Origin of the sequence: Campylobacter sp. CFSAN122748, assembly GCF_045277125.1 — a bacterium.
GTDB classification, from domain to species: Bacteria; Campylobacterota; Campylobacteria; order Campylobacterales; family Campylobacteraceae; genus Campylobacter_D; species Campylobacter_D jejuni.
In genome coordinates this window covers 1,353,340-1,376,400 of sequence record NZ_CP116953.1, presented here as the reverse complement: position 1 = coordinate 1,376,400, position 23,061 = coordinate 1,353,340, and the positions used below count along the sequence as shown (strand labels likewise).

General features: G+C 31.6%; 22 protein-coding genes and 3 pseudogenes. 12 read left to right on the top strand and 13 right to left on the bottom strand.

Annotated elements, in window-relative coordinates:
• Positions 1-67: 67 nt before the first annotated feature.
• Genes OT390_RS07150 through OT390_RS07140 form a run of 3 tightly spaced genes read left to right on the top strand, consistent with a single transcriptional unit; the run spans position 68 to position 2,963 of the window.
• Positions 68-1,189, top strand: a complete 1,122-nt coding sequence (locus tag OT390_RS07150) for a hypothetical protein (RefSeq protein WP_002780436.1) — start codon at positions 68-70, stop codon at positions 1,187-1,189.
• A complete protein-coding gene (locus OT390_RS07145; protein WP_002780438.1) occupies positions 1,186-2,547 on the top strand; it encodes a cytochrome P450 in 1,362 nt (453 codons plus the stop codon). The genes OT390_RS07150 and OT390_RS07145 overlap by 4 nt, the downstream gene beginning before the upstream one ends.
• Entirely contained in the window at positions 2,544-2,963 is a 420-nt protein-coding gene (locus OT390_RS07140; RefSeq protein WP_002780440.1) for a hypothetical protein, read from the top strand. Before OT390_RS07145 ends, OT390_RS07140 begins: the two co-directional genes overlap by 4 nt.
• Here OT390_RS07140 and acpS read toward each other — a convergent pair whose 3' ends face one another.
• Positions 2,964-3,311 (bottom strand): holo-ACP synthase, encoded by a 348-nt coding sequence (gene acpS, locus OT390_RS07135; protein ID WP_002780441.1) that lies wholly within the window; start codon positions 3,309-3,311, stop codon positions 2,964-2,966. It lies immediately after the preceding gene.
• Complete coding sequence (gene fliL, locus OT390_RS07130) at positions 3,311-3,847, bottom strand: flagellar basal body-associated protein FliL (RefSeq protein ID WP_002780442.1); 537 nt, start codon at positions 3,845-3,847, stop codon at positions 3,311-3,313. The genes acpS and fliL overlap by 1 nt, the downstream gene beginning before the upstream one ends.
• A gap of 102 nt (positions 3,848-3,949) precedes the next feature.
• Between fliL and pgmL the strand changes: the two genes are divergently transcribed.
• Both pgmL and OT390_RS07120 read left to right on the top strand, forming a co-directional pair.
• Positions 3,950-5,338: a phosphoglucosamine mutase PgmL gene (pgmL, locus tag OT390_RS07125; protein WP_010891933.1), complete on the top strand. Its 1,389-nt coding sequence runs from the start codon at positions 3,950-3,952 to the stop codon at positions 5,336-5,338.
• 46 nt (positions 5,339-5,384) lie between these two features.
• On the top strand, positions 5,385-5,762 hold the full coding sequence (locus OT390_RS07120) for a DUF1090 family protein (RefSeq protein WP_002860386.1): 378 nt from the start codon (positions 5,385-5,387) through the stop codon (positions 5,760-5,762).
• Between the two features lie 31 nt (positions 5,763-5,793).
• Here OT390_RS07120 and rsfS read toward each other — a convergent pair whose 3' ends face one another.
• Positions 5,794-6,120, bottom strand: a complete 327-nt coding sequence (rsfS, locus tag OT390_RS07115; RefSeq protein ID WP_002858238.1) for a ribosome silencing factor — start codon at positions 6,118-6,120, stop codon at positions 5,794-5,796.
• Between the two features lie 27 nt (positions 6,121-6,147).
• A complete protein-coding gene (gene nadD / locus OT390_RS07110) occupies positions 6,148-6,693 on the bottom strand; it encodes a nicotinate (nicotinamide) nucleotide adenylyltransferase (protein WP_032586852.1) in 546 nt (181 codons plus the stop codon).
• 59 nt (positions 6,694-6,752) lie between these two features.
• On the opposite strand from nadD, the gene gap reads away from it, so the two are divergent.
• Genes gap through OT390_RS07085 form a run of 5 tightly spaced genes read left to right on the top strand, consistent with a single transcriptional unit; the run spans position 6,753 to position 11,949 of the window.
• Positions 6,753-7,751 carry a type I glyceraldehyde-3-phosphate dehydrogenase gene (gene gap, locus OT390_RS07105; protein ID WP_002868484.1) on the top strand — a complete coding sequence of 333 codons (999 nt, stop codon included), beginning with the start codon at positions 6,753-6,755 and terminating at the stop codon, positions 7,749-7,751.
• A 2-nt stretch (positions 7,752-7,753) separates the two neighbouring features.
• Positions 7,754-8,956 (top strand): phosphoglycerate kinase, encoded by a 1,203-nt coding sequence (locus OT390_RS07100; protein WP_002783833.1) that lies wholly within the window; start codon positions 7,754-7,756, stop codon positions 8,954-8,956.
• On the top strand, positions 8,953-9,624 hold the full coding sequence (locus OT390_RS07095; protein ID WP_002859678.1) for a triose-phosphate isomerase: 672 nt from the start codon (positions 8,953-8,955) through the stop codon (positions 9,622-9,624). Before OT390_RS07100 ends, OT390_RS07095 begins: the two co-directional genes overlap by 4 nt.
• 3 nt (positions 9,625-9,627) lie before the next feature.
• Complete coding sequence (fabI, locus tag OT390_RS07090) at positions 9,628-10,452, top strand: enoyl-ACP reductase FabI (RefSeq protein ID WP_002923484.1); 825 nt, start codon at positions 9,628-9,630, stop codon at positions 10,450-10,452.
• 3 nt (positions 10,453-10,455) lie between these two features.
• Complete coding sequence (locus OT390_RS07085; RefSeq protein ID WP_394535986.1) at positions 10,456-11,949, top strand: hydrogenase small subunit; 1,494 nt, start codon at positions 10,456-10,458, stop codon at positions 11,947-11,949.
• On the opposite strand, the gene feoB is transcribed toward OT390_RS07085, so the two are convergent.
• From feoB to OT390_RS07050, 7 genes and pseudogenes are all read right to left on the bottom strand, one after another.
• Positions 11,946-13,787: a ferrous iron transport protein B gene (gene feoB / locus OT390_RS07080; RefSeq protein ID WP_032586844.1), complete on the bottom strand. Its 1,842-nt coding sequence runs from the start codon at positions 13,785-13,787 to the stop codon at positions 11,946-11,948. The two genes, OT390_RS07085 and feoB, sit on opposite strands and share 4 nt — an antisense overlap.
• Positions 13,784-14,008, bottom strand: a complete 225-nt coding sequence (locus OT390_RS07075; protein WP_002779147.1) for a ferrous iron transport protein A — start codon at positions 14,006-14,008, stop codon at positions 13,784-13,786. The genes feoB and OT390_RS07075 overlap by 4 nt, the downstream gene beginning before the upstream one ends.
• A gap of 81 nt (positions 14,009-14,089) precedes the next feature.
• Positions 14,090-15,429, bottom strand: a pseudogene (locus OT390_RS07070) (MmgE/PrpD family protein).
• A gap of 8 nt (positions 15,430-15,437) precedes the next feature.
• Entirely contained in the window at positions 15,438-16,805 is a 1,368-nt protein-coding gene (purB, locus tag OT390_RS07065) for an adenylosuccinate lyase (RefSeq protein ID WP_032586839.1), read from the bottom strand.
• A gap of 9 nt (positions 16,806-16,814) precedes the next feature.
• Positions 16,815-17,974 (bottom strand): annotated as a pseudogene (locus tag OT390_RS07060) (trans-sulfuration enzyme family protein).
• 12 nt (positions 17,975-17,986) lie between these two features.
• Positions 17,987-19,424: pseudogene (gene dcuC / locus OT390_RS07055) on the bottom strand (C4-dicarboxylate transporter DcuC).
• A gap of 3 nt (positions 19,425-19,427) precedes the next feature.
• Positions 19,428-19,790, bottom strand: coding sequence for a RidA family protein (locus tag OT390_RS07050; protein ID WP_002779137.1), 363 nt, complete (start codon positions 19,788-19,790; stop codon positions 19,428-19,430).
• Positions 19,791-19,965: 175 nt separating this feature from the next.
• On the opposite strand from OT390_RS07050, the gene OT390_RS07045 reads away from it, so the two are divergent.
• Positions 19,966-20,622, top strand: a complete 657-nt coding sequence (locus OT390_RS07045; RefSeq protein ID WP_032586834.1) for a transcriptional regulator — start codon at positions 19,966-19,968, stop codon at positions 20,620-20,622.
• On the opposite strand, the gene OT390_RS07040 is transcribed toward OT390_RS07045, so the two are convergent.
• Positions 20,623-21,093: a Cj1386 family hemin-binding protein gene (locus OT390_RS07040; protein ID WP_002858381.1), complete on the bottom strand. Its 471-nt coding sequence runs from the start codon at positions 21,091-21,093 to the stop codon at positions 20,623-20,625. It lies immediately after the preceding gene.
• A gap of 56 nt (positions 21,094-21,149) precedes the next feature.
• Positions 21,150-22,574 (bottom strand): catalase, encoded by a 1,425-nt coding sequence (locus OT390_RS07035; protein ID WP_032586831.1) that lies wholly within the window; start codon positions 22,572-22,574, stop codon positions 21,150-21,152.
• A gap of 170 nt (positions 22,575-22,744) precedes the next feature.
• Here OT390_RS07035 and OT390_RS07030 point away from each other — a divergent pair, with 170 nt between their 5' ends.
• Complete coding sequence (locus OT390_RS07030; protein ID WP_002855637.1) at positions 22,745-23,059, top strand: DUF2325 domain-containing protein; 315 nt, start codon at positions 22,745-22,747, stop codon at positions 23,057-23,059.
• Positions 23,060-23,061 lie beyond the last annotated feature (2 nt).

Here is a 23,061-nt window from a genome sequence, read left to right as displayed (position 1 = left end):
AAAAGCTTTGATTAAGAGAGCTTTTAAAGCAAAGTTGTTATAATTAAAAGCAAAAAGAAATTATTGTATGGATAGGGAAGTATTTTATATAGCAGGATATGATCCTAAAAGTTATAGATTTTATTATGATTTATTTAAAAAAAACCTAAAAGATTATTCTCATGTTTTTAACATTAAAGTTGATTTAAGTAAAATTGAAAAAAATGAGCAATTTCCTTTTTTTCAAATTTCTTGCGAAGGAGTACAAACTAAATATCATTTTTTAACATGGAATGATATTGTTAAGAAAAATTGGTCAGAAAATTATAAAGATGCTTTGGCAGATTGTTATAGTTTTTTTAGAATTTATACTATCACAGGGCTTTTTATCAAATTTGGCAAAGAGTCGATTTATCAACTTATCACAGGTTATTATCCTTTTTTTTATGTGTTATTTTCTTTACTATTTTCTTTGGTTTTGGCTTTTGGAAGTTTTGCTTTTTTGCAAAATTATATGCATTTTTCTTTAGCTATTATCATAGGATGTTTTTTAGGATTTTTACTAAATCATTTTTTATTTAAATTAGGTAAGAAATTAGCTGTATTTTGGATAGCAAGAATTTGTGCTTTTTGTGCTACTTGGCAAGACAAAAAAACAGGCACTATGCAAGAAAGAATCAAGCTTTTTGCGAATACCATAGTAGATAAGCTAAAACAAAATGAAAATAAACAAGATTATGAACTTGTTTTAGTAGCACATAGTGTTGGAACTATAGTTTGTATAGAAGTTTTGGAGTGTATTTTAAGACAAAATTTAGATTTATCTTTACTTCGTAAATTAAAAATTCTTACTTTAGGAGAATGCATTCCTTTAGTGAGTTATCAAAAAAAAGCGGATGAATTTAGAAAGAAGCTTGAATTTGTTTCAAGGTTTGATTTAAAATGGTATGATTACACATCGATTATTGATGGAGCATGTTTTCCTCAAGTGGATTTTTTCCGCACGAGTGGCGTAAATGCTAAATTTACACCCCCATTTTTAAGTGCTAAATTTCACACTTTATATGAAAAACATGAGTATAAAAAAATAAAAAGAGATAAAAACAAAGCGCACTTTTTATATCTTTATAGTATTAGTGTTAAAGGTGATTATGATTTTTTTTCTTTCATCATAATGCCTAAATTTTTAGAAGAAAAGGTAAAAATATGAGTGAATGCCCCTTTTTTCCAAAACCTTATAAAAATAAAGCTTCTACGCTTTTAACTTTTTTGTTAAAGCGTAGATCTTGGCTTGACGGGCTTTATGAGCGTAGTTATAAAATGCAAACAGGCTATGTGAAGATGCCAAATTTTGATCTTTATGTCATAAATGACACTAAAGAAGTTAAAAGAATGATGGTTGATGAGGTTAGAGAATTTCCTAAAAGTGCATTTTTACATGAGCTTTTAAGTCCGCTTTTAGGGGAGAGTATTTTTACTACAAATGGTGAAGTTTGGAAAAAACAAAGAGAGCTTTTGCGTCCAAGTTTTGAAATGACTCGTATCAATAAAGTGTTTAATCTTATGAGTGAAGCTGTGGCAGATATGATGGATCGTTTTAGCAAGTATCCAAATCATGCTGTTATCGAAGTAGATGAAGCTATGACTTTTATTACCGCTGATGTGATTTTTCGCACCATTATGTCTTCAAAACTCGATGAGGAAAAAGGTAAAAAAATCTTAAACGCATTTGTGACTTTTCAAGAGCAAAGCGTGCATACAGCCATGCGTCGTATGTTTCGTTTTCCAAAATGGCTTTCTTATGTGTTAGGAGATTGTAAGCGTGCTAAGGCCGGAGATGTGATCAGACAGGTTTTAAGTGATATCATAAAACCAAGATATGATATGGCAGATAATGCAGAATTTGAAGATATTTTAGGATCTTTGCTTTTAGTAGTGGATGCTGATACAAATAAGCGTTTTTCTTTTGAGGAAATTTTAGATCAAGTGGCTATGCTTTTTTTAGCAGGACATGAAACCACAGCAAGTTCTTTGACATGGACGCTTTATTTGCTTAGTCTTTATCCTAAGGAGCAAGAAAAAGCTTACGAGGAGATTACTCAGGTTTTACAGGGTGGAGTCATTGAAATTTCGCATCTAAGACAGTTTAAATACTTAACAAATATTTTTAAAGAATCTTTAAGACTTTATCCTCCTGTTGGGTTTTTTGCAAGAGAGGCAAAAAAAGATACTCAAGTTAGAGATAAGCTTATTAAAAAAGGTTCTGGGGTGGTGATTGCTCCTTGGCTGATACACAGACATGAAGAATTTTGGACAAATCCGCATGGATTTAATCCTTCTCGTTTTGAAGGAGAGTACAAAAAAGATGCTTATTTGCCTTTTGGGGTAGGGGAAAGAATTTGTATAGGACAAGGTTTTGCTATGCAAGAAGCGATTTTGATTTTGGCTAATATTTTAAAAACTTACAAACTAGAACTTGAAGAAGGTTTTGTACCTGATGTAGTAGGGCGTTTAACAGTGCGTTCGGCTAATGGTATGAGGATAAAATTTAGCAAAAGAAAGCTATGAAAAGAGTTAGAACTAAAATTCGCGCCAATTTTCGTCGTCGTGTAAAACGCACTTTAAAAGGAAGCTTAAAAGAAAAATTAGCAGGGACTATTCTGCTTTGTGCAATAGTACCTTTAGCAGTTTTAGGATATCTTTTTATCGTGATTATAGGAATTTTTTTTAATACCGCACGAGCAAGACAGGGTGTTAGAGCCTTAGATCATTTTGTAAATGCAAGCTTGTTTAATGGCTATGCTTGGGAGAGCGTTTCTTCTCATGCGTGGCGTGAAAGAAATCGCAAAAAATGGGCAAGGATTGTTATAAAAATCACAGATTTTTTTCAAAAAGATCATTGTAAAAGAGCAAACAAAAGAGAACAACCTGTGGTGGATTTCATACTTTCAAGAAATTTAGACAAGCAAACTATAGGAAAATAATCAAACTACAGCCACTATGGCTATAGCAAAACCATTATCATGAGAAATACTTAGGGAAGTTTGAGTGATATTAAAATCTTTTGTAATTTTTTGAGAATATTTTAATTTAGGCGCGTTTTTTTCATCTTTTGATATTTCAATATCAAAAAAACTGCATAATTCACAAATTCCAACACCCAAAGCCTTGCTAGCGGCTTCTTTAGCAGCCCAAAGACCTGCTAGAGTTGCTGGATTTTTAATGAGTATTTGTTCTTTTGGGCTTAGAAATTTATCCAAAAAATTTTTGCCATGTCTAGAATGAATTTTTTCTATTCTAGAAATGGCGATGATATCACAGCCTACACGCATTAAGAAACTACAAAATCCGTAAAATAAACATTTTTAATAAAGCCATCGGTTAAAATTTCATTGATTTTTCCAACTAGCTCATCTTTTAAACGTTCTTTGCCTTTTTGTGTACTTACTTCTTCAAAAGTTTTAGCTGTTAATGTACGAATAATAATATCACGAATGACTGGGACTTTTTTATCAAGTTCAGGTTTTAAAAGTTCGCTATTTTGTTCTAGTTCTATAGTGCATTTTACATATCTTGAGCCGCTATCGCTAAGCAAATTTAGGGTAAAAGGATCAAGTGGATACATAGGACCTATATTAGCAAAATCACTACCTCGCTGAGCAGGAGCTGAAACTTTAGGTTTATCGGCTTTTGCCTCTTCTTTTGGAGCTTCTTTGACTTCACTTTCATCACTTGAACTGCTTGAAATAAGCCAAGCAATTACTCCCATAATACTAAGAAGTAAAACAAAAAGTAAAATAACAATAATAATTACAAGTGAACCACCTTTTTTCTTTTTTGTTTCTTCGTTTTCTAATTCTTCATCCATAAATTTTCCTTCATTTAGTGAAATTAATGTAAAATTGTAGCAAAAATTTCTTTTCTATCCAAATTTGCTTTAGAAAAACGATAAATTTAGGTCAAAGAAGAGATGAATTTGAAGGAAAAAATGTTAGATGTGATTTTTAGAGAATATGATATAAGAGGACTTTACGACAAAGAATTGAATGAAAAAAGCGTTAAAGCTATAGGTTTTTGTTTGGGACAAACTATGTTAAATAGGGGTTGTAAAAATGTAAGCGTGGGCTATGATGCAAGATATAGTGCAAATGAACTTTTTAATTATCTAGTGAGTGGACTTAACAAAGCGGGAATAAAAATCTATGATATAGGGCTTGTACCAACTCCATTGGGATATTTTAGTCTTTATGAGGGCTTAAAATTTGATGCAAATGTTATGATAACAGGCTCTCATAACCCAAAAGATTATAATGGTTTTAAAATTACTATTAATAAAGAAAGTTTTTTTGGTGTAGAATTAAAAGAGTTTTCAAAAGAAGTTTATAAGCATTTAGATGATGATATTGAAGAAAATTTAGAAGTAGAAAAATACGATATTTTAAACCTTTATGTGAAATTTATGTGCGAGCAATTTAGCTTTTTAAAGGATTTTAATTATAAATTTGGTGTTGATTGCACAAATGGTGCGGCTGGAGTGGTGATAAAGCCTTTAATCAAGGCTTTAAATTTAAAAGCTCATGTAATGTTTGCAGAGCCCGATGGACAGTTTCCAAACCATGCTCCAGATCCTACAGAAGAAGAAAACTTAAGTGCGATTAGAGAATTTTTAAATCAAAATCAAGATTATTCTTTGGCTTTTGCTTTTGATGGGGATGCTGATAGAATGGTTGCTTTAAGTAAAACTCATGTATTTTGTGGGGATGAGCTTTGTTATTTGTTTGCTAAAGATATCCCTAATCCACGCATTTTAGGTGAGGTAAAATGTTCTAAAAATCTTTTTGATGAAGTGGCTAAATTTGGAACTATTTTTATGGGAAAAACAGGACATTCTAATATCAAAAAAATGATGAAAGAAAAAGATATTGATTTAGCTGCTGAAGTGAGTGGGCATATTTTCTTTAAACATAGATATTTTGGTTATGATGATGGAATTTATGCATTTTTAAGAGCCTTGGAGCTTGTTTATAAAGGTTTTGATCTAGAAAGTATGATTAAAGCTTTACCAAAACTTTATACTACACCTGAAATTAAAATTCCTGTAAATGAAGAAGAAAAATTCAAACTTGTGGAAGAATTTCAAAAAGAGATTGAAAAAGGAGCTTTAAAAGGTGTTAAAAGTCTTTGTGAAATTGATGGAGCTAGGATAGATTTTGGCGATGGATGGGCTTTACTTCGTGCATCTAATACCAGCCCTTATCTTATCACACGCTTTGAGGCAACATCTTTAGAAAGAGCAAAAGAGCTTGAAAGTATGGTATTTACTTTGTTTAATGATATAAAAGCTAGATTTAAGAATTGATGAGATAATATTCCGCGATTTAATTTATTTTAAAAAGGAATTAAAAATGAAAAAAATACTTATTTTACTTACACTATGTGCTTTTGCTTTTGGTGCAAGTGAATGTGATAGAAAAATCGATCGTATCAATAAAGAAATCAGTTTTTCTAAAGCGCATAATGATACAGCTAGAACTTTAAGCTTAGAGCTTGCTTTAAAACAAGTACAAAATGATTGTGCTAAAGATCCTATGTTTTATGATAAAAAGTTAGAAGCTAAAAAACTTAAAGAACAAGAAGTGGAAAAAATCGAAAAAGAACTTGATGCTTTAAAAGAACAAAAAGATTATATGAGTAAGGCTGAGTATAAAGCTAAAAAAGAAGCTTTAAAAGAACAAAAAGAGAAAATCAAAAAAGAAATTAAAGAATATATCGATAATCTCTAAAAATTAAAAAGACTAATAAATTTTAGCCTTTTTAAACCCTACCTTTTTTAAGATTTTCTAATAATTCTTCTATATTATAAATTCCTCTGTGTTCTGGTGTTAAAAGATGGATTAAAATATCACCAAGATCAATCACGCTCCATTCTTCACTACTATCTATGTTTAAAAATTCCTCACCTTTGGCTTTAAGTCGTGTTTTAAGCTCATCGATCAAAGATAGAGCGTGTCTTTCTCCTAAAGTAGCTGCAATAATGACATATTTTACAAAGTATTCTTGCTCGCTCATGTCAATGGTTTTGATATTTTCAGCTTTTTTTTCATCTAAAATTTTAACGATTAAATCTATTCTTTCTTGCATTATTGTCCTTTAATTTTTGAAATTGTATCAATTTTTTTGTAATTTTTCATAATATTTTTTTACTTCATCTTTAATTTCTTCACAAACCTCATTTGTATTTAAAGTGTCGCGTATGAAAGAAGAAGCGATTTTTTTATTGGTTTTTAAATCTTTGAAATTCTTAGGAATTCCTATATCATTGCGATTAGCAATAACAAATTCTACTAAAGAATTGAGTTTTTCAAAATCATGCCAAAGATGAAGTTTTTCTAAATGATCTGCGCCAATTAAAAGATAAAATTTACTAGGATTATAAAGCTTATAAAGATACTTAACACTTTCTATGCTAGGAACAGGGCGTTTTTGCCTGATTTCAAAATCGCAAATTTCAACTTTTGGCAAATGTCCCCAAAGTTTTTTAACCCATAAGAATCTTTGCTTTTCATCAGCACTAAAACTTTGTTTAAAAGGATTGATATAAGTAGGCATAATAATAAGTTTATCAATATCTAATTTTCCCAAAGCCTCTAAAACAACGCTATTATGACCATTATGCGGTGGATCAAAACTGCCACCAAAAAGTGCTATCTTCATTAAAATTTTAACCTTTTTTTTGTAGAATATTAGCATTATATTTTGCAAAAGGAAATTAAATGGCTGTAAAAGTTGCTATAAATGGTTTTGGACGCATAGGCAGATGTGTTGCAAGAATCATCTTAGAAAGAAATGATATTGAGCTTGTGGCGATAAATGATACTACGGATATTGAACTTACAAAATACCTTTTTAAATACGATACAGTACATGGTGAATTTAAAGGCAGTGTTGATAGTGAAGGCGATGATTTGGTGGTAAATGGTAAAAAAATCAAAGTATTTAAAAGTCGCAATGTAAAAGATCTTGACTTTGCAAAACACGGCGCACAAATTGTTTTAGAGTGCACAGGAGCGCATTTAACTATGGCAAAATGTCAAGAATTTATAGATATGGGAGTACAAAAAGTGATCATGAGTGCTCCTGCAAAAGATGATACTCCTACTTATGTTTTAGGAGTAAATTCAGAACTTTACAAGGGTGAAAGCATTATTTCTAATGCAAGTTGTACAACAAATTGTTTAGGTCCTGTTTGTCGTGTTTTACAAGATAATTTTGGCATAGAAAAAGGACTTATGACAACAATACATGCTTATACAAATGGACAAAGTATTATTGATGCTAAAGCTAAAGATAAACGCCGTTCTCGTGCTGCAGCGCAAAATATCATTCCAACTTCTACAGGCGCAGCAAAAGCTATGAAACTTGTTATGCCTGAACTTAATGGCAAGCTTCATGGACAAAGTATGCGTGTGCCAGTGATTGATGTATCAAGCGTGGATTTAACTGCACAACTAAGCCGTAAAGTCAGCAAAGATGAAATCAATGAAGCTTTTAGAAAAGCTGCAACTACAAATTTAAAAGGCATTTTAATGGTAGATGATGATGAAAGAGTTTCAAGCGATTTTATCACTTGTTCTTATGGAGCTATTGTAGCAAGTGATTTAACTCAAGTGATTGCGGATGATTTTATCAAGGTAATTGCTTGGTATGATAATGAATGGGGCTATTCAAGTCGTCTAGTAGATATGGCAGTATATATTGCAAATAAGGCTTAATCATGAGTGATATTATTTCTATAAAAGATATTGATTTAGCTAAGAAAAAAGTTTTTATAAGATGTGATTTTAATGTTCCTCAAGATGATTTTTTAAATATCACTGATGATAGACGCATAAGATCAGCTATTCCTACGATAAGATATTGTTTGGATAATGGTTGTAGTGTGATTTTAGCCTCTCATTTAGGGCGTCCAAAAGAAATTAGCTCTAAATATTCTTTAGAACCTGTGGCTAAGCGTCTTGCTAGACTTTTAGATAAAGAAATTATTATGGCAAAAGATGTTATCGGCGAAGATGCAAAAACCAAAGCTATGAATTTAAAAGCGGGCGAAATTTTACTTCTTGAAAATTTGCGTTTTGAAAAAGGCGAAACTAAAAATGATGAAAATTTAGCCAAAGAACTTGCTTCTATGGTTCAAGTTTATATCAATGATGCTTTTGGAGTATGCCATAGAGCACATTCTAGTGTAGAGGCGATTACTAAATTTTTTGATGAAAAACACAAAGGCGCAGGATTTTTACTCCAAAAAGAAATTGATTTTGCAAGCAATCTTATCAAACATCCAGCACGTCCTTTTGTCGCTGTTGTTGGAGGTTCAAAGGTAAGTGGAAAACTTCAAGCATTGACAAATTTATTACCAAAGGTAGATAAATTAATCATAGGCGGAGGTATGGCATTTACTTTTTTAAAAGCTTTAGGTTATGATATAGGAAATTCACTTTTAGAAGAAGAACTTTTAGAAGAAGCTAATAAAATTCTTACCAAGGGTAAAAATTTAGGAGTGAAAATTTATCTTCCAGTAGACGTTGTAGCCGCTCCTGCGTGCTCACAAGATGCGCCGATGAAATTTGTTCCAGCGCAAGAAATTCCAAATGGTTGGATGGGTTTAGATATAGGACCTGCGAGTGTGAGACTTTTTAAAGAGGTGATTTCTGATGCGCAAACGATTTGGTGGAATGGACCTATGGGTGTTTTTGAAATTGATAAATTTTCAAAAGGTAGCATTAAAATGAGTCATTATATCAGCGAAGGACATGCAACTTCTGTTGTTGGAGGCGGTGATACGGCTGATGTGGTTGCGCGCGCAGGTGATGCAGATGAAATGACTTTTATTTCCACTGGAGGTGGTGCTTCTCTTGAACTTATAGAAGGTAAAGAACTTCCAGGCGTAAAAGCTTTAAGATCTAAGGAAAATGAATGATCTTTGCTGCAAATTTAAAATGCAATCACACAAGAGCAAGTTTTAAAATTTATGCTGAAATTTTAAATAAAACTATGGGAGCAAAATGTGATGATATTATCGTTTTCCCACCTAGTGTAGCATTTTTAGAAAATGAAAATAACTTCATACAAGGAGCGCAAAATTTTTATCCTTGTGTTAATGGTGCTTTTACAGGCGAGCTTGGAAAAGAGCATTTGGACGAATTTGGGATCAAATGTGTTTTAATCGGGCATTCTGAAAGAAGAGCTTTAGGAGATGAAGAATTTATTAAGGCTAAATTTGATTTTGCTAAAGAGCATGGTTATAAAATTGTTTTTTGTATAGGTGAAAATTTAGATACAAAAAATTCAGGCAAGACTTTAGAGTTTTTAAAAAAACAACTTGAAATTATTGATTTAAATTATGAAAAACTCATCATCGCTTATGAGCCTATTTATTCTATAGGAACGGGAGTGAGCGCACAAAGTACAGATATCGCTAAAGTGCTTGAATTTTTAGCGAGTTTAACCAAGGTACCTTTGCTTTATGGTGGAAGTGTGAATGAAAATAATATCAAAGAAATTTTAAGTGTAAATCATTGTGGTGGAGTTTTGATAGGCTCTGCAGCTTTAAAAGTAGAAAATTTTATAAAATTAATCAAAGGATAAAAGATGATTATGAAGGGTAAAAAAGGCCTTATTGTAGGGGTTGCGAATAATAAATCTATCGCTTATGGCATAGCAAAAGCATGTTTTGATCAAGGAGCCGAGCTTGCTTTTACTTTTTTAAATGATGCTTTAAAAAAACGCGTAGAACCTATAGCACAAGAGTTTAATTCTAATTTTGTTTATGAGCTTGATGTAAATAATAACGAGCATTTAGATTCTATCGCTGAAAAAATCAAAAAAGATTTAGGCGAGATTGATTTTGTAGTGCATGCGGTTGCTTTTGCTCCAAAAGAAGCTTTAGAAAATTCTTTTTTAGAAACTTCAAAAGAAGCTTTTGATATAGCTATGCAAACTTCTGTGTATTCTTTACTTTCTTTAACACGTTCGCTTTTACCTATTTTAAAAGATAAGGGTTCGATTTTGACTTTAAGTTATCTTGGTGGGGTTAAATATGTACCTCATTATAATGTTATGGGTGTAGCAAAAGCCGCACTTGAAAGTTCTGTGCGTTATTTGGCAAGAGATTTAGGGGTAAAAGGAATTCGTGTTAATGCTATTTCAGCAGGTCCTATTAAAACTTTGGCAGCAAGTGGAATAGGGGATTTTAGAATGATTTTAAAATACAATGAAATCAATTCTCCTTTAAAACGCAATGTTAGTATAGAAGATGTAGGAAATTCGGCTATGTATTTACTTAGCGATTTAGCAAATGGTGTTACAGGTGAAATACATTATGTTGATGCAGGATATAACATCATGGGTATGGGTGATGTTGAGAAAAATGAAGAAGGGCAAACTGTTCTTTGTTGGGATAATCAAAAAGGATAAAAAATGGCAAAGCTTAGCAATGAAGAATTAAAAAATATACTTGAAAATCGCATTAAAAAACTTGAGAATTCTACTTTAAAAGAGGATAAGGTTATCAATGAAGAAAGTGTAAAAATTCTTGCTAGGCATTTATCTTTAGGCAATGAAATTCCAGCTCTTGCTCAAAGATTTTTTCAAATCGCACCTAAAACAAAGTTAGTATGGCTTCATCTTTGTGAATGTACAGGGTGTAGTGAGAGTTTGTTGCGTTCTGAGTTGCCAAGTTTTGATGAGCTTATTTTTGATTTTTTTTCTTTAGAATATCATGAAACTTTAATGGCAGCAAATGGCACTAAGGCTGAAGAGCTTTTAGAGCATGTTTTAGAAGAAGATTTTATTTTAGCGGTTGAAGGTGGTGTTGCAGCCATTGATACCTTTTTTCTTACTATAGGAGCGCAAGGAGAGAGTGGCTATGAAATTTTAGAAAAACTAGCCGCTAAAGCCAAGGCTATCTTTGCAGTGGGTACTTGTTCAAGTTATGGTGGTATTCAGGCTGTTTATCCAAATCCTAGTAAAACTTGTGGTATTAGCGAAGTTTTAAGTCAGAAAGTAGTAAATATTCCGGGTTGTCCTCCAAGTGATATAAATATCATTGCGACTTTAAGTTTTTTTGCTTTATTTGGAGTTTTGCCTGAACTTGATGAGCAAAATCGTCCTGTGTGGGCTTATGGTAAATGTTTGCATGATATGTGTGAAAGAAAGGCGAAATTTGAAAGTGGGATTTTTGCTGAACATTTTGACGATGAAGCTGCAAAGAATGGAGCTTGTTTATTTAAGATAGGTTGTAAAGGACCTTATACTTACAACAACTGTCCTAAAGTGAAATTTAATGCTAAAACTTCTTGGCCAGTGGCTGCAGGACATGGTTGTATAGCCTGTAGTGAGAAAAATTTTTGGGATGAGTTTGGGAATTATGAAAAACCTATGGCAAATATTTTTTCTTACGCTAAACTTTGCAATGAAGAGTTAAAACAAGAATTTTTTCTAGAAGAGCAAATTAAAATTTTAGAACAAATAGATTTTGAATTTGAAAGCAATATAAAACTTATTTTACAAAATATAGCTAAAAATAAATTAGGTGCTTCGCTTGTAGAAAATTATAAAAAATCCTTTGAGAAAAACTATGCTTTTATAGAACAAAATTTTGATGAAAATCCTATGCCTTCAAAAGATTTTTGGAAATATCTTGAGATGAGTTTTATTTTGGTTAAAGGCGCATTTTTAAAAGATAAGAATGATTTTTTAATTGCGGCAAAAAATTATGCTTTTAAACATGCAAGTCCTTATGATTTTAAGTTAAATATGAATGCTGAAAAACCAAAGCTTGATGTGAGTAAATCTTTTCGTACGACTTTAATCTATCTTTGCGGTGGGCTTGATTTTGAAGGTATTGCTTATAGTATTTTAAAAGCTTTTGAAGATAATATTACTAAAATTTCATCATTAAAAGCAAGTTAATTTAATAAAATTTTAGCAATATGAAGCCCTATAAAAGCTACTATATAAGCACTTGTGCAGGTAAAAAGAAAAAGAAAGAGAGTGTATTTTAGCTTTCCACTTTCTTTTGAAAAAACTATAGTTGCTGCAAAGCAGGGATTATAAATCATTACAAATAAAATAAAAGCCACTGCACTTGGTATAGGTATATTTTTGGCAATAATTCCTTTTAAATCATTATTTGTTTCATCTACATCTTTTCCTAGTGAATAAAGTACTCCCATAGTTGAAATCATCACTTCTTTAGCGGCCAAACCACTGATTAAAGATACGCTTAATTTCCAATCTAACTCAAGGGGTTTAAAAATAGGTTCTATGCCTTTGCCAAATTGTCCTAAATAACTTTGTTCTATAGCTCTTTCTTGAGCGTTAAAATCATTTAAATTTTCTTCATTTTTTGGAAAATTGCTAGCAAACCATATGAGCAAAGAGGCTAAAAGTATGAAAGTTCCTGCTTTTTTAAGATACATTTTGGCTTTATTATAAACCATAAACCAAACTAAATGCCAATTTGGCATACGATATTTTGGCATTTCCATAACAAAAGGTTCATCAAGTCCACGAAATGCTGTCATTCTTAAAAATTTTGCAGCACAAAGTCCCAAAATCGCACCTAAAATATAAATTCCAAAAAGATAATTTCCTGCTTTTTCACTTGGAAAAAAAGCACCGATAAAAAGCACATATACAGGAAGTCTTGCCCCGCAACTCATAAAATTGATCACAAAAAGAGTTAAAAGTCTATCTCTTTTGTTCTTAAGAGTGCGTGTAGCCATAAAAGCAGGTACCGAACAACCAAAACCAGTGATTAGCGGAATAAAGCTTTTACCATGCAAACCAAATTTATGTAAAATCCCATCAAGTAAAAAAGCTACTCTTGACATATAGCCTGTGGTTTCTAAAAGAGCTATGCCTAAAAATAAAATCATTATATTAGGCAAAAAAAGTATCACAGCACCAACACCTGCGATAATCCCATCAGCCAAAGCTGAAGCGATAAAGGTATTAGAAATATTGTTTTTAACAAATTCACCTAAGGTATTAAAGCCCGATTCTATATAATCCATAGGAATTTGCCCTAAGCTAAAGGTGAGTTGAAATAAAAGCCACATTAAAAATAAAAATATAGGTAAGCCAAAGAATTTATGGATAAGTAAGGCATCGATTTTTTTGGTTAAATTTCTTTCTTCTTTTTTGTGTGTAATAATTTTTTTTGAAAGTTCATTAATAAAATATAATAAATCTTCTTTTTCCGGACTTTTTTCGCAAAGCGGAGTGTAAAATTGAGATCTTGGAATAAATTTACTTTCAAATAAAATAATAATTTTTTGCAGCAAAAGTTCTAAATTTTCTTTTGTTTTTGCTGAAATTTCAACAACTTGACTTTGAAATTCTTGGTTTAAAATAGAAGTGTCAAGCTCTATACCTTCTTTTTTGGCTTCATCGCACATATTTAAAGCTAAAAGCATTTTTTTATTAAGGCTTAAAAGTTCTGCACTAAGGATAAGATTGCGTTCTAAATTGGTAGCATCTAAAACATTAACAATAACATCATAGTCATTTTGATTTAAAAAATGACGTGTGATTTTTTCTTCTTCGCTATATCCATCTAAAGAATAAGTTCCTGGCAAATCAATGACTTCAAATTCATAGTTTTTATAAAAAGTTTTTGCGCTTGCTTTTTCTATAGTAACTCCGCTAAAATTTCCTACTTTCATATTGGCTTTGCAAAGTGCATTAATAAGAAGACTTTTGCCTACATTAGGCTGACCTACAAGAGCTATTTTGATTTTTTTCATATAAGATTCACTTCTATGGTTTTAGCTTCATCAGATCTTAGGATAACACAACTTGTATCAAGTTCTACCATTATGGTGGCATTTTTTAAAGAGGAATGAATTTTTTTCAAGTTTTTATTTTTAATAAATCCAAAGCTTAAAAGTCTATTTTTGAGTTCTTTGTGAGCGTTTAAATTGACAATAATAGCTTTTTGTCCATCTTTTAACTCGTTTAAAGTCATTGTAATTCCTAAATTAATAATAAATATTATAATAAAAAAGTGTAATGAAATTATCCTTCTTGTAAAAAGAAGGAATAATATTTAAAAAGAAAAGTGGTTTAAATTTTCTAGATTGATGATTTGATCTAGAATTTTGTTAGCTTTAGCATTATCAAGGTAAATTTGTGCATTGGCTAAAAATTTAGCTTTTAATTCTTCAAAACTTAATGGATTATCAAAATTACCTTTATTTATAAAAACATCTTTTTGGATTGTGCGTCCATCTTGCAAACTGGCTTCTAAATGCCCTGGAAAATATTTTGGAAAGCCTTGAGATTTTCTTTTTTCGTAACTAATTTTTTTAGCAAATTCTAGTACTTCTTCACGCTTTAAATTTTCATAAGATTCAAGAGTGATTTTACCATCAAAGAATCCTAGAGCCATTAAAAAAGGCATAGAAAATTTGGCCTCATAAGCACTATTTGGAGTGTATTTTGCTTCCAAAGGATCGCAGATAAAAGAAATAGGAACTTCATCTAAAAAACAATGAATACTTTTAATTTCATCAGCTTTTAAACCATCATTTTTTAAAGCAATAGCACAATCAATAAGCCCATGAGCAAAATGACAACTTGGATAAGGCTTGATTGAAACTTGCATAGTTTGCCAAATTTCTCCTAAGGCTTTGCCAAGTTCTGTTTTATCGCATTCTTCTTCTATGCCAAAACATTTAAAGATATTATTCCTACCTTCAAAAATACTCAAAGGTCCACTCATATGGTTTTTAGCAAAATGAGCTACTATAATACCGTTTTTAATAGCATTGGCAATATGCAAAACTTTTGAATTAGATCCATTGGATAAAAACTCATTAATCCCACTTGCAAAACTTCCTGCAAGTCCTAAAGCATTGATGATTTGTTCTTTGTTAAGATCTAGCAAGATTGCACTTGCACTTACGCTTCCAAAAATTCCTGCAATAGCAGTGGTATGAAAACCACGCTTGTGGAAAGTTCCTTTGCTTGCAATGCCTACTCTAGCAGCAACTTCCCAGCCAACAATAAAAGCTTTTATAATTTTTTTAGCATCTTTACTGATATGAAAACCATAACTTAAACAAAGAGGAGTTAAAATCGCACTGGCATGCAAAATCGCTTCTGTATGTGTATCATCAAAATCAAGTGCATGGGAAGCAATACCATTTAGCATGGCTGCGTATATAGGATCTAGTTTTTTATCATTTACCCATACAGGGGTATTTTTTTCTGTGCTTAAATTTTCAAAAGCTTTAAAGGCGTTAAAACGCATTCTTCCTTGCTTGCTGCTATAGCCGTTCCAAGGCTATCAAGCATAAGCTCTTTAGCTCTTTGAACGACTGCATCAGGGATATTTTCATACTGAAGATTGAAAATAAAATCCGCCAAAATTTCGCTATACAACATCGTTTTTCCTATTGTAAAATAGCATGATTTTGAATTTTTTCTAAAAATTCATCTACTAGTTTAGGTGCATATCCTACATAGGTTGTTGCATCAAGCAAAGCATCGATTTCTTTTTCTTTTAATACCTTAGATACTCTTTTATCTGCAAGTAAAACTTCTTTAAAGGTTTTTTGTTTTTCGATACCTAGCATAGCATTTTCATAAACAATCTCATGGGCGTGTTGTTTTCCATAATGATCGCTTAATGCAAACATAACACGCTCTGCTAAAACAAAACCATTAAGAGTATTTAAATTTTTAAGCATTTTATCTTTTTTAACTTCTAGGTCACTAAGAGCAAATTTCATATTTGCTAAAACCACAGAAAGCATTAAAAACATTTCAGGTAAAAGTTTCCATTCCATTTTCCAAACTTGTCCATCTCTTTCATGCTCATGTCTTTCTATGTCGCTTAAGATTGCTAAATTTGCTTTAAAGGCATTGCTTACTGTAACTGCATTTTCGCTTACTGCAGGATTTCTTTTGTGTGGCATAGTGCTTGATCCTACTTGTCCTTTGCCAAAAGGTTCAGCAACTTCATCAATTTCATTATGTGAAAGGATTAAAATTTCATGAGCGATTTTGTTAAAGGTTGCGTTGATATTGCCTAGTACAAAACCAAGTTCTATAAAGCGATCACGTGCGCTCTGCCAAGAGATATTAGGTACTTCAAGTCCTAAATTTTCTAAAGTCAGTTTTTCTACTTCATTACATTCATCACTTAAGCTAGCCTTGGTTCCAACAGCTCCTACTATGCTGCCTACATAAAGTCTTTTTTCAAGTTCAAGTATTCTTTCAAAATGACGATCAAGCTCGCTAAGCCAGATGGCTACCTTATGCCCAAAGGTAATCGGTAAAGCTTGTAAAGCAAGAGTTCTTCCCATCATAGCAGTATTTTTGTGTGTTTTAGCAAGTTTTGCTAAAGCTTTTGCAATGGCTTTTAATTCGCTTTTTACAAGAGTCATAGCTTCTTTAAATTGCAAAACAAGTCCTGTGTCAATGATATCTTGAGTGGTTACCCCAAAATGTACATATTCGCCTAGATTATTATCGCAAGCTTTTTCTAATCCCCTAACAGTAGGAACTAAAGGATGTTTGGTTTTTTTAAATTCATTAAAAATAAAATCCATATCCATAAATTTATAATAAGCTTTTTTTGCAATTTCATCTGCTGCTTCTTGGGGGATGATATTAAGTTTTGCTTGTGCTTTTGCTAATGCTGCTTCAACATCAAGCCATTTTTGTACGCGATTTTCTTCACAAAAAACAGCACGCATATCTTGCGTGCTCCATGAATCTGCTAATAATTTATGATCAAATACGCTAATTCCAGTCATTTTATTTCCTTATTTTTTAATACTATCAAAAGCCTTAGCTAAATCAGCAATCAAGTCTTTAGTATCTTCAAGTCCTATATGAAATCTTACAAATGGACCTCTTTTGCTCCAGTCTGTTGCAGTTCTTGGTGGAGTAGTTACAGTTGCTAAACTTTCATAGCCACCCCAGCTAGCACCTATAGAAAAATATTCTAACTCATCTACAAATTTAATAGCATCTTCTTTACTATAACCCTCTGCAAATTCGATAGTAACCATACCGTTAGCACCTTTATGATCGCGCATAAAAATTTCATGGTTTGGATGGGTTTTGAGTTTTGGATAGAAAATAGTTTTAATTTCTTTTCTTGTTTGTAAAAACTCTACGATTTCATCTGCACTTTTTTCATGAGCTTTCATTCTTACATCTAAAGTTCTCATACCACGAAGAACTAAATAAGCATCATCAGGGCTTGTTGTAAAGCCTAAAGCTTCAGGGAGTTTGTCAAAATTTTTCCATTCTTTTTCATTGATAACCACTACACCCATGGTAACATCAGAGTGACCGCTAAGATATTTTGTCGCAGCTATAACCGAAATATCTACGCCTAGCTCAAGTGGATTTAGGAAGTATCCGCTTGAATAAGTATTATCAATAGCTACAGGAATATTATGAGAGTGTGCAATTTTGCAAAGCTTTGGCAAATCTATGATTTCATAAAGTATAGAACCAGGGCTTTCGCATAGGATGAGTTTGGTATTAGGCTTGATTTTTTCTTCTACATCACTTGCATCGGCTTTTAAAAAATCAATCTCAACACCCATTTTTTCTAAAAATAATTCACAAATTGTTCTTACAGGCCCATAGATTGCATCAGTGATTAAAAAATGCGCGTCTTTACTAGCATAGTTTAAAAGTACCCAAGTGCTGCAAGTCCTGTTGGGAAAAGTTGAGCTCTGTAGCCGCCTTCTAAGCTGCAGATAAGTTTTTCAAGTTCGAAGTTAGTTGTCGTTCCTCTAGCACCATAGCTTAATACACGATCAGTTTTTCTTAATTCTCTATATTTTTGCCAAGTGGCATGATTTTTAAAAAGTATCGTTGATGCACGCATAAGCGTAGGATTGACTGATCTTACTTCAACATTTTGATCGCCTCTGCCACAATGAATAAGTTTAGTTTTTGAGTTCATTTTTTTCTCCTTTTAAAGATAAATATAAGTCATAATGATATTTACAATAGCCGCTACAAGCATAGGAATAGCCGTTCTTTTATACGGCAAAAGGACTGACTTTTGCAATAGCTGAAATGGCTAAAATAGCAGGTGCTATAGGGCTCACACATCTTCCAAAACCCGTCATGATTTGAATTGGTGCTATCATGGTGATAGTTTCAACTCCAAAGTGTTTTGCTATATTTGGGATAAGTGGAGCAAAGCTAAAAAATGCCGCATTTCCTGAACCCATTAAGAAAGCACAAACTGTAAGCAAGATTGAAACTGCGATGATGATAGCAAGTACTCCAAATCCTGCATTTTTGCAAAATTCTATTAAAGTATCTACAAAACCTACAGATAAAAGACCGCTTGCAAATACTTGACCACAAACGATGAGTGAAACTGTGATAACAAATAAATGTCCCATTCCTTTAAAGAAAATCATAATAGAATTAAGAGTTTCTACTATACTTTTATAGCGTATCATTTCAAAAATAATAGCCACAAAAGTTGAAATCACCATTGCTACTGGAACATTCATTTTAATGGCAGTACTAGCAGCTGCTTTAACTTCTTGGGCACTACTTATTCCCATTAAAACCAAGATGCTATCAAGCACGGAACTAAATCCTAGGATTAAAACCAAAGGAATTATAGGTAAAATCGCATAAATTCTAGGAGGCTTTTTAAGTTCTTTTTCTTTACCTTCATTTTCATTTAGTTCTTTTTCAATTTCTTGTGCATTGAAGACAAAATTATCTTTTTTGTCAAAAAATTTATTGCAAAGATATATCGCAATACCTACAGCTATAATGATAGGCAAGGTTGTAGGGAGTTGATAATGAACAAAATAAATTGCAGGATCAACTTCAGCTACTTTTGACGCCATGATCACATTTCCACTTCCAGGTCCATGATCGATATATTGACAAATCGCAATCACACTTAAGGCAGAAAGTTTTGAAACACCAGAGCGTACAAGTATAGGATACATAGTAACCATAAGTAAAAGTGCTAAGCCTGCGTGAGAAGGGATGAAAAGAACTAAAAATTGCACGATAAAATAAGCAACTATGAGTAAAACATAAGGAGATTTTACGGCTTTTAAAGGTTTTTCAAAAACTTTAAAAAGTGCATAAGAAGCCCCTACATGATCCATATAAGCAGAAAAACCTGCTATAGTCATAAGTGTAAGTCCAAGCCCTGCTAATGTATTTGACATGGTTTGATTGAAAACTTGAAAAATATCAAAAAAACCTAAATTTAAAGAACCTTTAGCGACAATGTGTGGAGAAAGTCCAAAAATAGCAGCTAAGGAAAGTAAAAGTAAACCACTTAAAAGCAAAGCCATATGAGCATTGATTTTTTTATAAAGCATAAAAACAAGTAAAAAAATACTAAATAAAGAAAAAACAATACCTAGCATGTTTTATCCTTTTTGAGCGATGATCTCTATCTCTACTTTAGCTTTTTTTGGCAGATCTTTTACTGCAAAAGCACTTCTTGCTGGATAAGGAGCTTTAAAAAATTCAGCATAAATTTCATTAAATGCTACAAAATCATTAATATCAGCTAAAAAGCAAGTGGTTTTAATCACTTTATCATAACTGATACCATTTTCTTCTAAGATAGCGCCGATATTTTTTAAAGATTGTTTGGTTTGTTCTTTGATATCAGAGCTTTCTATTTCTCCTGAAGCAGGGTTGATAGGAAGTTGTCCCGAGATAAAAAGCAAGCCGTTTGCTTCTCTATAAGCTGAGTAAGGGCCGATAGCCTTTGGATAATTTGACATTTTCTCTCCTTTTTTATTAATGTAAATTAAATAAACGTATTTTATCACTATAATAATAATTTGTCAATATTTTATTATCACGATAATAAAATATTATCTTTAAGAATATTTTTAAAAAATTAAAGTTAAAATTTAAGCTTTGGATTCTAAATTTTATTATTTTAGGAATATTTTCATGGATGAAAAACAAAAAGAGCAATTTATAAAGCTCACGAATTTTTTAGGACAAGTTTTAGGTAAGCAGTATGAAGTGGTTTTTCATGTTCTTTCTAAAGAGGGTGCTTATATAGCAGCTATTGCAAATAGTCATGTCAGCGGTAGAACTCTTGAATCTCCCTTGAGTGCTTTTGCAAGTGAGCTTATACAAAATAAAAAATATTTAGAAAAAGATTTTTTATGTGATTATAAGGCTCTTGCTGGAAAATCAAAATTAATTAGAGGATCTACTTTTTTTATTAAAAATCATGATAAATTAGTAGGTATTTTGTGTATCAATCATGATACTAGCATTATGAGAGATTTAATATGCAAGATGATTGATTTAGAAAAAATTGGAGATATGGGTGAAATTTTAGGAAACATTAGTTTTTCTCAAAATGATTCAAGCATAGAAACATTAAGTCACTCAATAGAGGATATTTTAGTTCAGAGTGTAGATTCTAGTTATTTAAATTCTGATTATCAATTAAGCATTACTCAAAAAGAAGAAATTGCTGAAAAGCTATATGAAAAAGGTATTTTTAATATAAAAGGAGCGGTTCCTATCGTAGCAAAATTTTTAAAAATTTCAGAACCTAGTGTTTATAGGTATCTGAAGAAATTTAAAAAATAACTAAAATTTTTTGATAAATTTTAGTATTTTTAAGCTTATTTTCTTTAAAAAATTATTTTTAGATTTTTTGAGTAAAAATTCTGCCACATCTTTGCGTCCAAACATAATAGCAAAAGTATAAGGTGTCATTCCTAAACCATTGTTTTCATCAATATTTGCCCCATATTTAACTAAAAGTTCACACATAGGTAAGTATCCTTTAAAACAAACTCCTGCTAATGGGGTTTGTCCACGATCGTTTTTTTCATCTACTTTTGCACCTTTTTCTAAAAGCATTTTAGCGCTTTCATAAGAATTATTGTAAGCTGCAAGCATAAGCAAGCTATCGCCTTTATGAGTTTTTAAATTTACATTTAAACCTGCTTCTATCATGATTTTAAGATTTTCACATTCATTATTTCTTGCAAAATTAAAAGCCATTTTACAAAGTTCTTCAAATCTTTTTTCTTCTTCTAAACTAAGAGTTGTCATTCTTTTTCCTTAATTATTATAATCTTTAGTTTGCCATCAAAAGTGGCAAGTAAAAATTATTTTTCTAAAGCTTTTTTAACTCCTTTTGCATAATCAGGTGAAATTTTTTCAAAATGTTCTAAAGCTCTAGTGATAATTTTTTCATCAACTCCTTCCATAGAAGCAGCGATATTATGAAAAAGTTGAGTTTTTTGATCATCATTCATAAGATTAAATAAAGCTCTTGGTTGAGTATAAAAGTCATTATCTAGTGGAGCATATCTTTGTGCCACGCCTTCTAAGACTAAATCAGGTTCAAGATAGCTTTTATCTTCTTTTGGGCTGTTATCATAGCTGTTTGGTTCATAATAAGCTGCATCATTTTTATAACTATCAAAATTCATAGCACCAGCGACATTGTAAGTATTCACTTCGCTTTTTGCACGATTTACTGGTAAAAGATGATAATTAGTTCCTATTCTATATCTTTGTGCATCAGGATATGAAAAAATTCTAGCTTGCAACATTTTATCAGGGCTAAAGCCAATTCCAGGAACGATATTGCTTGGACTAAAGGCAGCTTGTTCAACTTCATTAAAATAATTTTGAGGATTTTTGTTTAGAATCATTTCGCCTATATCCATCAAAGGCACAAGACTATGAGGCCAAATTTTTGTTAAATCAAAAGGATTAAATCCAAGTTTTTCTATATCTTTTTCAGCAAGAATTTGAACTCGAACTTTCCATTTTGGAAAATCTTTATTTTCTATAGCATTATAGAGATCTCTTTGATGACTTTCTCTATCTTTTGCTATAAGCTCGGCAGCTTCTTGGTTGGTAAGATTTTTAATCCCTTGTTGGGTTTTAAAATGGAATTTCACCCAAAATCTTTCATTTTTATCATTAATAAAACTATAAGTATGGCTTCCAAATCCATGCATATGACGATAACTTGCAGGAATTCCTCTATCGCTCATAAGAATGGTTACTTGATGTAAACTTTCAGGACATAAACTCCAAAAATCCCAAGCAGCATTATTACTTCTTAGATGAGTTCTTGGATCTCTTTTTTGAGTATGAATGAAATCAGGAAATTTATACGCATCACGGATAAAAAAAGTTGGAGTATTATTTCCTACTAAATCCCAGTTTCCTTCTTTGGTGTAAAATTTAATGGCAAATCCACGTACATCACGCTCAGCATCTGCTGCACCTGCTTCACCTGCAACAGTAGAAAAGCGTAGGAAAAGAGGAGTTATTTCTCCTTTTTGAAATATTTTTGCCTTAGTATAAGCAGATAAATCAGCGGTGATTTTTATTTCTCCATAAGCCCCACTTCCCTTGGCATGAACGGTTCTTTCTGGAATTCTTTCTCTATTTTGATGAGCAAGTTTTTCAAGCAAAAGATAATCTTGCATAAGCAAAGGTCCTTTTGCGCCTGCACTTAATGAATTTTGGTTATCGGCTATAATGTTTCCAAAATCGTTAGTTAATTTTTTCATTGTTTTCTCCTAAATAATAAATTTTATTAATTGGTAAATTATATCTATTAAAAATTAAAATTAACTGAATAATTGCATTTTATTGATAATAAATTTCAAAATAAATTTAGTTTTTTTATATTATAATAATAATTATCAAAATATATTTTAAAAATCACAAAGGAGAATTTATGTCAGTTTTGGTTATTGGTGCAGATGAAATCACTCCTATTAGAGCTGTTTTACATGATTTAGGTGCTAAAAAAATAGAACACTGGGATGCGCGTAATGAAAATAGAGTTAATCGCAAGCCGATTCCTTGTGATACAGAATGTATAGTAATGTTAACAAGCTTTTTAAATCATAATACTATGAAAAAAATCAAAAATGAAGCTAAAAAGCGTAAAATTCCATTAGTTTGTGCAAAAAGAAGTGTAAGTTGTGTGTATTGTGAATATTGTAAAATTTTTAATCTTAATAAAGAATTTTCTTGCTATAAAGGTTAAAG